This is a genomic window from Rouxiella sp. Mn2063, from assembly GCF_049319665.1.
Taxonomy (GTDB): Bacteria; Pseudomonadota; Gammaproteobacteria; order Enterobacterales; family Enterobacteriaceae; genus JBMOUD01.
On sequence record NZ_JBMOUD010000013.1, the window covers coordinates 35,146 to 48,882 of the forward strand.

Consider the following 13,737-nt stretch of genomic DNA (forward strand, 5'->3'; position numbering starts at 1 on the left):
CAACCTGCAATATGACGGGTACAGGCATTGATCTTTGAAATAATGCACCGATGCTAAAACTCCGCAGAATCTGCTGTATTTCTCAGTTTTGACTATTGAATTGTTCAATATGTGGTCAGCTCGTCATGTTTTTACATTGTGGTTTGCAACTCACTATGAAATGCGGAAACATAGCCGCCGAAAATCTACTATTGCACTTTATATTCTTCATATTTGAAGTTGCATCTACGTTGGCGACGGTCACTTACCCGAATCACTTACCTAAGTAAGCTTATTGGGATGCGTTTCTTTTCCGGCTTGATGGCACTCTAATTATTTGGGGTATAGGTAGTAGAAATAACTATAAAGCATTCTGAAAATTCAGAAGGCAATCAAATACAACAATAGACAGTAGAGGGATTATGGCCGTTCAAGAGGAAAAACAGGGGCTACATCGTGGATTAGAAGCTCGGCATATCGAATTGATTGCTCTGGGCGGAACGATCGGCGTTGGGCTATTTATGGGGGCAGCGAGCACCTTAAAATGGGCTGGGCCTTCAGTACTGCTGGCGTATATTTTGGCCGGTGTTTTTGTCTTCTTCATTATGCGTTCAATGGGTGAAATGCTACATCTTGAGCCGGTAGCTGGCTCATTTGCCGTTTATGCACATAAATATCTCGGGCCTTACTTTGGTTATCTGACCGCCTGGAGTTATTGGTTCATGTGGATAGCGGTCGGTATTTCAGAAATCACAGCCATTGGTCTGTATGCACAGTACTGGTTCCCCGATTTACCTCAGTGGATCCCGGCACTAATTGCTGTTGCGATGGTTGCCGCAGCCAATTTAGCGGCGGTAAAGCTTTACGGGGAAATGGAGTTCTGGTTCGCACTGATTAAAATTACCACCATCATCGTGATGATTTTAGTGGGACTTGCGGTGATCTTCTTTGGTTTCGGCAATCACGGTCAGCCTATTGGTTTTAGTAATTTGACCATCAATGGCGGTTTCTTTGCCGGAGGCTGGAAAGGCTTCTTGTTTGCTCTGTGTATTGTTGTTGCTTCTTATCAAGGCGTTGAGTTAGTCGGTATTACTGCTGGTGAAGCGAAAAATCCACAGGTAACACTTAAGCGTGCTATTAACAAGGTTCTGTGGCGCATCCTGATTTTCTACGTGGGGGCGATTTTTGTTGTTATCACTATCTTCCCTTGGAATGAAATCGGCAATCACGGCAGCCCTTTTGTCATGACCTTTGCTAAGGTGGGTATCGTTGCAGCGGCAGGCATTATTAACTTTGTGATTTTGACGGCTGCGTTGTCGGGTTGTAATAGTGGCATGTATAGCTGTGGACGTATGCTCTATACGCTCGCTCAGAACCGCCAAGTGCCTGCAGTCTTAGGCAAAGTATCAGCCAGCGGTGTGCCGGTATATGGCATCGCCGTGACGATTCTCTGCCTGCTGGTTGGTTCGTGTCTGAATTACGTCATTCCAAACCCTGAGCAGGTGTTTGTTTACGTTTATAGCGCCAGCGTATTGCCGGGCATGGTACCGTGGTTTGTGATTCTGGTCAGTCAGCTGCGTTTTCGTGAAGCACACAAAGCGGCGCTACCTGCACACTCGTTCAAATCAATATTGTTCCCTTATACTAACTACTTGACCCTGGCTTTCTTGCTTTGTGTCTTGGTTGGCATGGCAATTAACCCAGATACGCGGGTTTCTTTGCTGGTGGGAGGAATATTTATTGCTGCCGTCTCACTTATTTACTTTGGTTTGGGCATGCATAAACGGGCGACGGTAAAAGTATAATACTGGCGATATCACCGTTTTATACGTCGGGTGGGGGAAATACAGGCTACTTTTAGTGCATAATGGACAAAGCGTAATCAAACGCAATATTTCCTAAAAAAAGCACTAGACAGCATGGCATTAAAACCGTAGTATCCCCACCCGCAACGGCGCTAAGCGCCCGTAGCTCAGCTGGATAGAGCGCTGCCCTCCGGAGGCAGAGGTCTCAGGTTCGAATCCTGTCGGGCGCACCATGAATTTAGTGCGCAAGAGTTGCGGCGATAGAGTTAGTTAGTGTAGTACGAGTATCTGATATGGTGGCTATAGCTCAGTTGGTAGAGCCCTGGATTGTGATTCCAGTTGTCGTGGGTTCGAGCCCCATTAGCCACCCCAGATTCTCTAAGCAGCATTTAAAAAGATTTGTGACAGTGCGAAGGTGGCGGAATTGGTAGACGCGCTAGCTTCAGGTGTTAGTGTTCTTACGGACGTGAGGGTTCAAGTCCCTCTCTTCGCACCACACAAAATCATTTAAATGATGTACTTAGCTCTAAAACGTTGTAGAATGAAAAAGCTTTAAAATCGGCGAGTAGCGCAGCTTGGTAGCGCAACTGGTTTGGGACCAGTGGGTCGGAGGTTCGAATCCTCTCTCGCCGACCAATTCAATGAAAGAGCCCTGCAGAAATGCAGGGCTTTTTTGTTTTTCAGGCATTTCACTGTTTGGACTATATTCTTTTCGTTGCCCGCAGTGTCGTTGATGTTAGAACGGCCTGTCGCTTGACGGAGACATTTATCCTTTTGATTTTATTTGCTTTATCTTCATCGGAAGGAAAGCGTCTCTCCGCGGTAACAGTTTTCTGTTTTGCCGATTGCTTTTAGCGAATGAAAAATCGCCGTGAGGCCAATCAGTGAATAAAATAACCCACTTAAAATCATTGCCTTATATTTTATATCGCCATTTTTTCCATTGATTACATTAATTGGCACGAACTATGCTATAAATACAGTGTAGATGCTCATCCCACACTCTTATGATTGCATTGCTTCATAAACCTCGGGATGACGCAGAGCCAATTTTCGGTGTCTCTTGTCTAATCTGAACGATATGACTTCTCAAAAAGTTTTATCACCCAGCAGGCAATACGTTGAGTGTGACACTACCCTGTTGTTCAAGACCTGATCTTTTTATGCACTTGCCTCTCCCGGCAAGTGTTTTTTTTGTCTGGAATATTTTCGACCCTAAATAGCAGATATAAAAAAGGTGCCTAATCAGGCACCTTGGGTATGCGGTAATAACTTACATCGTTATTATTCAGCTGGGTTATTTAGGCTTAGCATCAATCCTTGATGGCGCATTTCCGCCGCTTCTGCAGGTTTATGCAGTTTATCCAAAGCATCAGCAAGCCAGGCATAGTCGTAAGCGTCAGGACGCTGTTGCAAGGCGCTTCTGAAGGCTTCGGCTGCTTGCAGCCATTCACCATGTTTCATCAACAACTGGCCCAGCGTACTATTGAGCAGAGGAACATCGCCTTGCTGCTTGATAATATTACGCAATGCTTTTTCGAGTTGTTCCGGGTTGCCTGAGCGTAATTTCGGCATCATGGCAATCAGCCGCGGATCGTCGCTGCGCTTGAGGCCGTCCAGAATCACTTCTTGTGCTAAGTCATGATCGTTACATTCAATCAGATGTGCCGCCATTGCTACTTGTAATACCACTTCATGGCGGGTTTTACGGTTCTGATCTTTCCACCAGCGCTTCAAGCCTTCGCTGCCTTCTTCGGCCATCAACTGATCCATCAGGCCAAGATAGGCTTTTTCCTGCAATGCTTGAATCTGCTCATCATCGTAAATGTCGGCCTTGGCCATTGACGGCATAATTTCTAGCAACGAGCTGTAAGCCCCGGTACGTAAGTAAGCTTGTTCTGCCAGACGTAAAATTTCTGGATGGCGAGGAGAAAGACCCAACAGGCGATCAACACCATGACGTGCGGCATGAATTTCTCCTTGTGCCAACTGAATGCGCACACGGGTAATATCGACCGGAAGTTGGTCGGTATCCGCGATTTCTGCCGCACGCTCAAGATATTGATTGGTACGGAACTCATCACCGCGTTGTGACGCAGCTTCCGCCGCCAGCAAATAGTTAACCATCGGCTGTTCAGCGTGATCGGCATGGCGAGCGAGCAATTTCTCCATCTGGCGATGGTCACCTTCGGCCAGTTTAATCATTGCTTCTTGTGTTTTGCGTCGTGCTTTTGAACGTTTACGCCCAACGAACCAACCGCGGGTACGAGCACCGGTGCGGAAGACGCGACGTAATACCCACTCGATGAAAAACAGTACTAAAAATAGCAAGATTGCCATGATAGCCAGGCCGGTAACGCTGGTTTCAACGTTATAATTATCGGTCTGAATCAGAACGTAACCCTGATGACCGGCCAGCATTGGGCCGACAACGATGCCAGCAATCACAATCAGGAACAGGACTAAAACACGTAACATAGGTTAGCCCCCCTGGCTTGGTGTAGCGGCAGGTGCAGCAGGCTGTTGAAGCAGATTACGTACCCGGCTTTGCATCAATTTTTCCAGCATTGGCTGGCTTTTCAGCTGTTCTGGTACATCCATCGAAATGGATTGTTGTCTTAGTGTCTCAAGACTTGCCAGGAAGGCTTTGGTTGCTGGATCTGATGCATCGAAGTAAGCGCGAACCCAGGTTGATACGCTTTCGAGCGATTGTTTATAGATCTCATTTTGATGGCGTGGCACGGCTTGTGCTGCGATCAGCAGACTCGAACGGATATTTTCACGCAGGTAAATATCCTGGTTCGGTGCCAGCAGCGGCTCGGCACTGCTATCGCGACGGCGAATCGTGATGAAGTCCGACATAAAGTTATGCCAGCTTTTGGTGAGATTTTGACGCCATTGGCTGAGCGAGGCAGAAAGTTCGTTGCTATCGCTATCCATTGGTGATTCATCGCTGTTGTTATCGGCCAGTCGCAAATCATCAACCTGATTAGACAGCAAGTTTAGCTTGAGGATAATACCGTCAAAGTCGACTTGGGTGACCGCAGAAAGGCTTCCAACGTCTTCGTTGAGCGCTTTACGTACGTCGATAAGACTCGGATCGTTCATATCAGCCAGGCTAGCATCGGCGCTTTTTAACAGCGCGGCTGCGGTGGTGACATCTTGATCGCTCCACAGCTTACGCCCTGCCAACTTCACCAGATAGTCAGCCTGCGCCAGCATCCAGGTTTTAGCATCGCTGCCTGAAATCGCGGCAACCTTATCTTGCAACTCGCTCAATTGACGGCCAAAAGAAGCCTGCTGGAGGTCTGCGGCTTGCATTGATTTATCTTGCTGGCTGAGCAAGGCATCAATCTGTTGTTTATCTTGCAGATGGCCTGCTTTTAAACTGGCAATCTGTTCCTGCAATTCTTCATTGGTCAGGTTCATTGCTTGAGATTGGCGGTGTCCTTGATAATAAAGGCCTGCGCTCAAGGCAATGACTAAAACAATGGCGATAGCACCTAATACCGGACCCGTTTTACTGGTTTTGGCCGGTTTATCGCGCTCTGGCTGTTGGGTAACTTCACTTACGGTCGCATTTTCCTTAACGTCTGCGGAAGTATTGTTTTGCTCCGTCATATGGCACATCCCTTAGTCAGGTTATTTTAATGCACGAATAAGCGCATCATTATCAGCATTCTCGGCAACCCGAATTGTCGCTTGCCAGCCTAATTGGCGGGCGAGGGTTGCCAAACGTTCACTAACGACTATCAGACTACAACGCAAAAGCCATGAAGTTCGATAGTATTCAGGAACTAACATATATAACTGTTGTAACATTTCCCCACTGGTAACCACCAACGTATCGATACCTGCGCGCTGCCAATTGGCACTTTGCTCGCTGCCGTCATAATAAATTGGGCTGCGTTGGTAGCATTCGCAGTAGATCACTTCAACGCCGCGTTCACTCAATGTTTCTGCTATCAGCTCGCGCCCGCCGTTACCGCGTAGAATCAGCGCGCGTTTGGCCGACAGATTCTGCAAGGAAGGCAACTGCAGCAAGGTTTCACTGGTTTCACCTTCTTGTGGGTAAATGACCGGCAAACTACTGGCGCGATGCATCAATAATCCGGTAGTTCGTCCAATAGCATAGTAGTCTACACAATCCGGCCAGTGCTGTTGTTGCTGTTGCAAAGCTCGGTTTGCGTAATTAACGGCATGCTGTGATAGAACAACGATCAGATCCTGTCGCTGTAATGAGGATAGCATCTCTGGCAATTTTACGAGTTCACTCCCCGGTGAGAATTCGATCAGCGGAGAGTGATAGGCAACCCGGCCAAGCGTTCGCAAGCGGCTGACAAGCTGTTCCCCGGCAGGAGAAGGTCGGGTTACCAAAATACTCATCGCGGCGCATGTCCGTTATAAACGTCCGCCAGAATTTCGCGCGCGCCAGCGTCGAGTAGTTCTTCCGCAAGTTCGATACCCATTTGTTCTGCATTTGCAGATGGGCCGCGACGTTCGCCGCGCACAATCTGGCTGCCGTCAGGGGCACCGACTAAAGCACGTAACCACAGCGTGTCGCCTTCCAATTCAGCATAACTGCCAATCGGTACCTGACATCCCCCTTCCAGGCGAGTATTCATTGCGCGTTCCGCTAAGATACGCAGCGTAGTTTCTCGGTGGCCCAGCGGGGCGAGTAGGTCGCGAGTTTGTTGATCATCAAGACGACATTCGATACCGACAGCCCCTTGACCCACGGCTGGCAGGCAGAGCTCAGGCGGGAGTTCGGTACGAATACGAGATTCCATTTCAAGACGTTTTAGACCGGCAACGGCCAGAATAATGGCGTGGAATTCACCGCTATCGAGTTTGCCAAGGCGGGTGCCGAGGTTGCCACGCAAATCACGGATGACCAGATCGGGACGGAGCTCAAGCAACTGGCATTTACGACGTAAGCTAGAAGTGCCGACGATGCTGCCAGCAGGCAAGGCATCCAGATTGGCAAAATCGTTGGAAACAAAAGCGTCGCGCGGATCTTCGCGCTCACAAATGGTGACTAAGCCAAGACCTTCAGGAAAATCTACCGGCACATCCTTCATTGAATGCACGGCGATATCGGCACGGCCATCAAGCATCGCGAGCTCGAGTTCTTTGACAAACAGACCTTTACCGCCGACTTTAGACAATGGGGTATCTAAAAGAACGTCGCCTTTGGTTACCATTGGAACCAATTCAACCTGTAAATCAGGGTGAAATTCCATTAACTTTCTTTTAACATATAATGCCTGCCACAGCGCCAAAGGGCTTTTGCGGGTAGCAATTCTGATTATTTTGTCTAACATGCGTAATACCGTTTGTCTATTTTGCTGCCTATCCTACCACTGACAAACTTAATCTGTCAGCGTAAGTAGCCAACGTCCAGACCGGGAACAGGGCGGTTTAGGGAAAATGTTACAATGGAGAGTCATAGAGGAAAATGTAAACGATGGGAAGAGTAAGTGTGGCTCGTTCCTTCCTTTACGGTCAATCAGCAAGGTGTTAGATTGATCACGTTTCCAGCATTAATACGTCAAAAAATTTATTTTAAATTAAATATTTCGAAACGAATATTTTGAAAAACGACGTGGTTGGATAGCGAGTTCTTAACCAGACACTGGAAAATCAGGCGAATAGTCTTGTACCTTTATATCGAGACACTTAAGCAAAGATTGGATGCAATCAACCAGCTACGCGTTGACCGCGCTTTGGCTGCAATGGGGCCCGCTTTTCAGCAGGTCTATCAACTATTGCCCGTCTTCTTACATCATCATCATCCACTGATGCCCGGCTACCTTGATGGAAAAATGCCGCATGGTGTCTGTATCTTCACGCCCGATGAATTCCAACAATCCTACCTGACTGATTTAGAAGATAAATGGGGTAGCCCTCTTGCTGCTACGTTGAAAGGCGAATTGCCAATCACCGGCGTCTATACCATGGGCAGCACCTCTTCTATTGGTCAGAGTCAAACCTCGGATCTGGATATCTGGGTTTGCCACCAGTCCTGGCTCGATAGCGAAGAACGCAACCGGTTACAGCAAAAATGCACCCTGCTTGAAGCTTGGGCCGCATCGCTTGGTGTGGAAGTCAGTTTCTTCCTTATTGATGAAAACCGTTTCCGCCACAATGAAAGTGGCAGCCTGGGCGGAGAAGATTGCGGCTCGATGCAGCATATTCTTTTGCTCGATGAATTTTATCGTACGGCGGTGCGCCTGGCTGGCAAACGTATTCTGTGGAATATGGTGCCGGTCGAGGAAGAAGGACACTATGACGACTATGTCATGTCGCTGTACTCGCAAGGTGCGTTAACGCCAAACGAATGGTTAGACCTTGGTGGTTTGGGAACGCTGTCGGCAGAAGAGTATTTCGGTGCCAGCTTATGGCAACTCTATAAAAGCATCGACTCGCCCTATAAGGCGGTATTAAAAACTCTGCTGCTAGAGGCTTATTCCTGGGAATACCCTAATACGCAACTTTTGGCGATGGATATCAAACAGCACCTGCATAAAGGCGAAATCATCGGTTTCGGCCTTGATGCCTATTGCATGATGCTTGAGCGGGTAACGCGTTATCTGATTCAGGTAGAAGATCCGACGCGCCTCGACTTGGCTCGCCGTTGTTTCTATCTTAAAGTCTGTGAAAAATTGTCTCGCTCCCGTGCCTCAGTCGGCTGGCGACGTGAAATTCTTGGTCAACTGGTGAGTGATTGGGGTTGGGATGAAGCCCGACTGGCGGTACTTGATAACCGCGCCAATTGGAAAATCGAGCGTGTGCGCGAAGCGCATAACGAATTGTTAGATGCGATGATGCAAAGTTATCGCAACTTGATCCGCTTCGCTCGCCGTAACAATCTTAGTGTTAGCGCCAGTCCGCAGGATATCGGGGTATTAACCCGCAAACTCTATGCCGCTTTCGAAGCGTTACCAGGCAAGGTTACGCTGGTGAACCCACAGATATCACCGGATTTGTCCGAAAGCGATTTAACCTTTATTCATGTGCCGATTGGCCGCGCCAATCGCACCGGCTGGTATTTATATAACCAGTCGCCATCGATGGACTCCATCGTCAGCCATCAGCCGCTGGAATATAACCGCTATCTAAATAAATTGGTGGCTTGGGCCTATTTTAATGGCTTGCTGACCAATACCACGCGTTTACATATCAAGAGCGGTAATCTGTGTGATATTGCCAAACTGCGTGAGCTGGTTGCTGATGTATCGCACAGTTTCCCGTTGCGTCTGCCTGCACCGACGCCAAAAGCCTTGTATAGCCCGTGTGAAATCCGTCATCTGGCGATAATCGTCAATCTTGAACAAGACCCAACCGCGACTTTCCGCAATCAGGTGGTGCATTTCGATTTCCGCAAACTTGATGTATTCAGCTTCGGACAGCAGCAGCAGTGTTTAGTCGGCAGTATCGACCTGTTGTATCGCAACTCTTGGAACGAAGTTCGTACCTTGCACTTCAGCGGTGAGCAGGCGGTATTAGAAGCGCTGAAAACCATTTTAGGCAAGATGCATCAGGATGCCGCGCCGCCGGAATCGGTCGAAGTCTTTTGTTATAGCCAGCACTTGCGTGGCTTGATTCGTACTCGTATTCAGCAATTAGTTTCGGAATGCATTGAACTGCGCTTGTCCAGCAAACGTTTGGAGCCTGGACGTTTCAAGGCGGTGCGCGTTTCTGGGCAAACCTGGGGATTATTCTTCGAACGCCTGAGCGTTTCTGTGCAGAAGCTGGAGAACGCGATTGAGTTTTATGGCGCGATTTCGAATAACAAACTGCACGGCCTGTCGGTAAAAGTCGAAACCGATCAGGTGCATTTGCCTTCTGCTGTCGATGGCTATGCCAGCGAAGGGATTATTCAATTCTTCTTTGAAGATGCGGGCAACGATGCGGCGGGATTCACCTTATATATCCTTGATGAAGCGAACCGGGTTGAGGTTTATCAACATTGTGAAGGTAGCAAAGAAGACTTGGTCAGAGATGTCAGCCGTTTCTATTCGTCTTCACACGATCGCTTTACCTACGGTTCCAGCTTTGTGAACTTCAACCTGCCACAATTTTACCAGGTTGTGTCCATTGATGGCCGCACTCAGGTGATCCCTTTCCGCAGTAAAGTGCTATCGCATCTGTGTCTGGCGATGCCGGAAAGTGCCAGCGCACCGGCCGAACTGGCGAAGCAATACCAAACCCACTGATTGTTCCCACTTGTTTGCCAACAGCGATTCCTATTGCTTTTCATGATCGAGCTGCGATTATAGAGAGCTTGAATGGATGAAGTTCAGGGCCGACATATAATGAAAACCGATAAAAAGAACATACTTAACATGAAAACAATCTTGCGTTGCTCTCTGGCTACTTTGGTACTAATTGGACTCTCTGGCTGTGGTTTGAAAGGACCGTTGTACTTTCCGCCTGCTGAAAAGCCAGCGGGAAATAGTCAGGCTGCACCGGCAAAAGGTCCAACGCTAACCACCACGCAAACGGGTGAGAGCGTCGATAAAAACCAGAACATCTCTGGGCAATAATAATAGCTTTATCGCGGTGATCATTGATGGTCACTTGCAGAGAGCGGCTACTATTTATGACGTGAAACTGCTATGACGTGATAACGATTATGACGTGATAACGCCGTCTGGGAATGACGAGATAACCACGTCTGGATTTGACTTGAGGTCAAACGGAGCAAGATATGCAGTTCTCCAAAATGCACGGCTTGGGTAACGACTTTATGGTCGTCGATGCCGTGACGCAAAATGTTTATTTCTCTCCGGAATTGATCCGCCGTTTGTCCGATCGCAACCGTGGCGTCGGTTTTGATCAACTTTTGGTTGTCGAACCCCCTTATGATCCAGAATTAGACTTTCACTATCGCATCTTTAATGCTGACGGCAGTGAAGTGATGCAATGCGGCAACGGTGCACGCTGTTTTGCCCGTTTTGTACGCATCAAAGGGCTCACCAATAAACGTGATATTCAGGTCAGTACCCAGAATGGTCGGATGACGTTGACCGTAACCGATGATGAAATGGTTAAGGTCAATATGGGCGAGCCGATATTTGAACCACAGCAAGTTCCTTTCCGTGCAGCAAAGCCGGAAAAAACCTATATTTTACGTGCCGCGGAGCATACGGTGCTCTGTGGTGTGGTCTCGATGGGTAATCCGCATTGCGTATTACAAGTTGAGAATGTGCAGACTGCGAGCGTCGAAGTGCTTGGCCCAGTGCTGGAAAGCCATGAGCGTTTCCCTGAACGAGTCAACGTCGGATTTATGCAGGTTGTTGCCCGCGATGAAGTTAAGCTTCGCGTATTTGAGCGTGGCGCGGGTGAAACCCAGGCCTGCGGCAGCGGCGCTTGTGCCGCAGTTGCCATTGGTATTCAGCAAGGTTTGCTAGCAGAAGATGTGAATGTAGAACTGCCAGGCGGTAGTCTCGACATTAGTTGGAAAGGCCCGGGCCATCCGCTATATATGACCGGTCCTGCCACCCATGTTTATGACGGATTTATTCATCTATGAGCCATATTGATGAAAGCAACGTTGCGGATGAGAAGCGCACTGCTGCTCAGCTTCCACTCGCAACCGAGCTTGATGATGACATGGTTTTGCAGTATCTACTGCAAAACCCCGACTTCTTTATCAGAAACTCACGCCATATTGAGCAGATGCATATTCCTCATCCGGTGAAAGGCAGTATCTCATTGGTTGAATGGCAGTTGGGGCGTCAGCGCCATCAGATAGGGCAGTTGGAAGAAGAAATTACGCTGTTGATGGAACAAGCTGCCATCAATGAAACGCTCTTTGGCCGCTTGATTGAGCTACAGGCGAATCTGGCCGCGGCCACGAGCCTGCAAGACATGCTCAACCGTCTACAGCGCTGGGCCAGAGGATTAGGACTGGCTGGTGCCAACGTGCGTTTGTTTAGCGAAAGCTGGCGTATCGGTGCACCGTCTGATTTTACTCATCTGGCATTAAGCCGTGCCGCTTTTGAGCCGCTGCGTATTCAGCGACTTGGTGAAAGTCATCACTATTTGGGCGCGTTAAATGGCCCAGAATTATTGTTAGTTCTGCCTCAGGCAAAAGCGATAGGTTCTGTCGCGTTGTCATTAATGGGTGAAGATGGCGAGCTAGGTGCGCTGGTCTTTAGCAGTCGCGACCCCCAGCATTATGAGGCTGGAATGGGCACGGTAATGCTGAACCAATTAGCCAAAATGTTGCCGGGTTTATTGGCCCGTTGGATAGAACGGGTATGACCGCCCCTGGCTCGTTACTGCAACCTGCAGTCGAGGCATTTCTACGCTATTTGCGGGTCGAACGCCAGTTGAGCCCGCTGACGCAGTCCAACTATGGGCGACAGCTCGACACCGTCGTGGCAATGGCTGACGAGATGAAGCTCACCGACTGGTCGCAGCTTGATGCCGGCAAAGTCCGCATGTTAGCTGCACGTAGCAAACGCGGTGGCTTAGGTGCCGCCAGTCTGGCGCTACGGATGTCAGCTTTGCGCAGCTTTCTCGACTGGCAAGTGCATCAAGGCGTATTAAGCGCCAACCCTGCCAAAGGTATTTCCACGCCGCGAGCGCCGCGCCATCTGCCTAAAAATATCGATGTTGATGAAGTTAACCAACTGCTCGATATTGACCTGAACGATCCACTGGCCGTGCGCGATCGCGCCATGCTGGAAGTGATGTACGGTGCTGGCTTACGTCTTTCTGAATTAGTTGGTATTGACTGTCGCCATCTCGATGTTGCCTCAGGTGAAGTCTGGGTGATGGGGAAGGGCAGTAAAGAGCGAAAATTACCGATTGGTCGCACCGCGGTGACGTGGGTCGAGCACTGGCTGGCACTGAGAGATATTTATGCGCCAGAAGACGATGCGCTGTTTTTATCTAATCAAGGGCGACGCATTTCGGCGCGCAATGTACAAAAACGCTTTGCCGAATGGGGGATAAAACAAGGCGTTAATAGCCATATCCACCCACATAAATTGCGGCACTCATTTGCTACTCACGTTCTGGAATCGAGCGGAGATTTACGCGCGGTACAAGAGCTGTTAGGCCATGCCAACCTCTCAACAACGCAAATCTATACCCACCTCGACTTCCAACATTTAGCGCAGGTTTATGATGCTGCGCATCCCCGTGCAAAACGAGGTAAATCCTGATGAAATTCTACCGCCAGTTAAAACAGATTGATGCCATCACCTTTGATCTTGATGACACGCTTTATGATAACCGCCCGGTGATTGTGCGCACCGAGTTGGAAACGATGGCATTCTTACGTCAGTACCATCCGGCGCTGGCGACGATTGAGACAGAAGAATTACGTCAGGTGCGCCTTGAGTTGCGAGATGATAATCCGGAAATTTATCATGATGTCAGCGCCTGGCGACAAAAGGCGATTCATCACGTGATGCGTCGTCGTGGCATGACCGAAGCAGGGGCCATTCTCGGTGCGCAGGCGGCAATGGATAACTTTGATCACTGGCGCAGCCTGATTGATGTGCCACAGGAAACTCACGACACGTTAAGTGCATTAGGTAAACGCTGGCCGCTGGTGGCTATCACCAACGGTAATGCCAATCCTGACCTATGCGGTTTATCGCCTTATTTTGAATTTACGCTACGAGCGGGCCGAGACGGTCGTGCTAAGCCGTGGGATGATATGTACCAGCTGGCCGCCGAGAAACTTTCGCGACCGTTGGCAAACATTCTGCATGTAGGCGATGATTTGACCACCGACGTGGCTGGTGCTATCCGCTGCGGAATGCAGGCCTGCTGGATTAACCCGCATAACGGTAATTTGCTAGAAATCGATGATAGTCGATTGTTGCCACATATTGAGATTTCGCAGTTGGCATCGCTGACCGCATTGTTATAATCCCCCACGGCTTTCAATTTCGCAATTTGACTGTATATAATAACAGTTAATCTCCTG

At 48.9% G+C, this 13,737-nt stretch carries 11 protein-coding genes and 4 tRNA genes; 11 read left to right on the plus strand and 4 right to left on the minus strand.

Going from position 1 to position 13,737, the window contains the following annotated elements; genetic code table 11:
* The first annotated feature begins 401 nt into the window (after positions 1 to 401).
* The 5 genes from thrP to ACL9RG_RS17260 all read left to right on the plus strand — a co-directional run bounded on the left by thrP (position 402) and on the right by ACL9RG_RS17260 (position 2,420).
* The gene (gene thrP / locus ACL9RG_RS17240; protein ID WP_422793865.1) at positions 402 to 1,784 is read left to right on the plus strand and encodes a bifunctional threonine/serine APC transporter ThrP; all 1,383 of its coding nucleotides are present in this window, start codon (positions 402 to 404) and stop codon (positions 1,782 to 1,784) included.
* A 156-nt stretch (positions 1,785 to 1,940) separates the two neighbouring features.
* Positions 1,941 to 2,017 (plus strand) — tRNA-Arg (locus tag ACL9RG_RS17245).
* Positions 2,018 to 2,080: 63 nt separating this feature from the next.
* Positions 2,081 to 2,156 (plus strand) — tRNA-His (locus ACL9RG_RS17250).
* A gap of 37 nt (positions 2,157 to 2,193) precedes the next feature.
* Positions 2,194 to 2,280 (plus strand) — tRNA-Leu (locus tag ACL9RG_RS17255).
* A gap of 63 nt (positions 2,281 to 2,343) precedes the next feature.
* Positions 2,344 to 2,420 (plus strand) — tRNA-Pro (locus tag ACL9RG_RS17260).
* Positions 2,421 to 3,068: 648 nt separating this feature from the next.
* Here the strand turns inward: ACL9RG_RS17260 and hemY are convergent.
* From hemY to hemC, 4 genes are read right to left on the minus strand one after another with little or no spacing between them, the layout of a single operon-like run.
* Entirely contained in the window at positions 3,069 to 4,262 is a 1,194-nt protein-coding gene (gene hemY / locus ACL9RG_RS17265; RefSeq protein WP_422793866.1) for a protoheme IX biogenesis protein HemY, read from the minus strand.
* 3 nt (positions 4,263 to 4,265) lie between these two features.
* The gene (hemX, locus tag ACL9RG_RS17270) at positions 4,266 to 5,405 is read right to left on the minus strand and encodes a uroporphyrinogen-III C-methyltransferase (RefSeq protein ID WP_422793867.1); all 1,140 of its coding nucleotides are present in this window, start codon (positions 5,403 to 5,405) and stop codon (positions 4,266 to 4,268) included.
* Between the two features lie 21 nt (positions 5,406 to 5,426).
* Positions 5,427 to 6,170, minus strand: coding sequence for a uroporphyrinogen-III synthase (gene hemD, locus ACL9RG_RS17275; RefSeq protein WP_422793868.1), 744 nt, complete (start codon positions 6,168 to 6,170; stop codon positions 5,427 to 5,429).
* On the minus strand, positions 6,167 to 7,108 hold the full coding sequence (gene hemC, locus ACL9RG_RS17280) for a hydroxymethylbilane synthase (RefSeq protein WP_422793869.1): 942 nt from the start codon (positions 7,106 to 7,108) through the stop codon (positions 6,167 to 6,169). The genes hemD and hemC overlap by 4 nt, the downstream gene beginning before the upstream one ends.
* Positions 7,109 to 7,441: 333 nt before the next feature.
* On the opposite strand from hemC, the gene ACL9RG_RS17285 reads away from it, so the two are divergent.
* The 6 genes from ACL9RG_RS17285 (at position 7,442) to yigB (ending at position 13,680) form a co-directional block, all read left to right on the plus strand.
* Entirely contained in the window at positions 7,442 to 10,003 is a 2,562-nt protein-coding gene (locus ACL9RG_RS17285; RefSeq protein WP_422793870.1) for a class I adenylate cyclase, read from the plus strand.
* A gap of 129 nt (positions 10,004 to 10,132) precedes the next feature.
* Positions 10,133 to 10,333 carry an LPS translocon maturation chaperone LptM gene (gene lptM / locus ACL9RG_RS17290; protein ID WP_422793871.1) on the plus strand — a complete coding sequence of 67 codons (201 nt, stop codon included), beginning with the start codon at positions 10,133 to 10,135 and terminating at the stop codon, positions 10,331 to 10,333.
* Between the two features lie 164 nt (positions 10,334 to 10,497).
* Positions 10,498 to 11,322, plus strand: a complete 825-nt coding sequence (gene dapF, locus ACL9RG_RS17295) for a diaminopimelate epimerase (protein ID WP_422793872.1) — start codon at positions 10,498 to 10,500, stop codon at positions 11,320 to 11,322.
* Positions 11,319 to 12,056, plus strand: a complete 738-nt coding sequence (locus ACL9RG_RS17300; RefSeq protein ID WP_422793873.1) for a DUF484 domain-containing protein — start codon at positions 11,319 to 11,321, stop codon at positions 12,054 to 12,056. The genes dapF and ACL9RG_RS17300 overlap by 4 nt, the downstream gene beginning before the upstream one ends.
* Positions 12,053 to 12,964 (plus strand): tyrosine recombinase XerC, encoded by a 912-nt coding sequence (gene xerC / locus ACL9RG_RS17305; protein WP_422793874.1) that lies wholly within the window; start codon positions 12,053 to 12,055, stop codon positions 12,962 to 12,964. The genes ACL9RG_RS17300 and xerC overlap by 4 nt, the downstream gene beginning before the upstream one ends.
* Positions 12,964 to 13,680, plus strand: coding sequence for a 5-amino-6-(5-phospho-D-ribitylamino)uracil phosphatase YigB (yigB, locus tag ACL9RG_RS17310; protein WP_422793875.1), 717 nt, complete (start codon positions 12,964 to 12,966; stop codon positions 13,678 to 13,680). The genes xerC and yigB overlap by 1 nt, the downstream gene beginning before the upstream one ends.
* Positions 13,681 to 13,737 lie beyond the last annotated feature (57 nt).

Coding starts and splice junctions, on each gene's coding strand:
- dapF (WP_422793872.1), top strand. CDS start 10,498: ATGCAGTTCTCCAAAATGCACGGCTTGGGTAACGACTTTATGGTCGTC.
- hemC (WP_422793869.1), bottom strand. CDS start 7,108: ATGTTAGACAAAATAATCAGAATTGCTACCCGCAAAAGCCCTTTGGCG.
- hemY (WP_422793866.1), bottom strand. CDS start 4,262: ATGTTACGTGTTTTAGTCCTGTTCCTGATTGTGATTGCTGGCATCGTT.
- ACL9RG_RS17300 (WP_422793873.1), top strand. CDS start 11,319: ATGAGCCATATTGATGAAAGCAACGTTGCGGATGAGAAGCGCACTGCT.
- thrP (WP_422793865.1), top strand. CDS start 402: ATGGCCGTTCAAGAGGAAAAACAGGGGCTACATCGTGGATTAGAAGCT.
- lptM (WP_422793871.1), top strand. CDS start 10,133: ATGAAAACAATCTTGCGTTGCTCTCTGGCTACTTTGGTACTAATTGGA.
- yigB (WP_422793875.1), top strand. CDS start 12,964: ATGAAATTCTACCGCCAGTTAAAACAGATTGATGCCATCACCTTTGAT.
- hemD (WP_422793868.1), bottom strand. CDS start 6,170: ATGAGTATTTTGGTAACCCGACCTTCTCCTGCCGGGGAACAGCTTGTC.
- hemX (WP_422793867.1), bottom strand. CDS start 5,405: ATGACGGAGCAAAACAATACTTCCGCAGACGTTAAGGAAAATGCGACC.
- xerC (WP_422793874.1), top strand. CDS start 12,053: ATGACCGCCCCTGGCTCGTTACTGCAACCTGCAGTCGAGGCATTTCTA.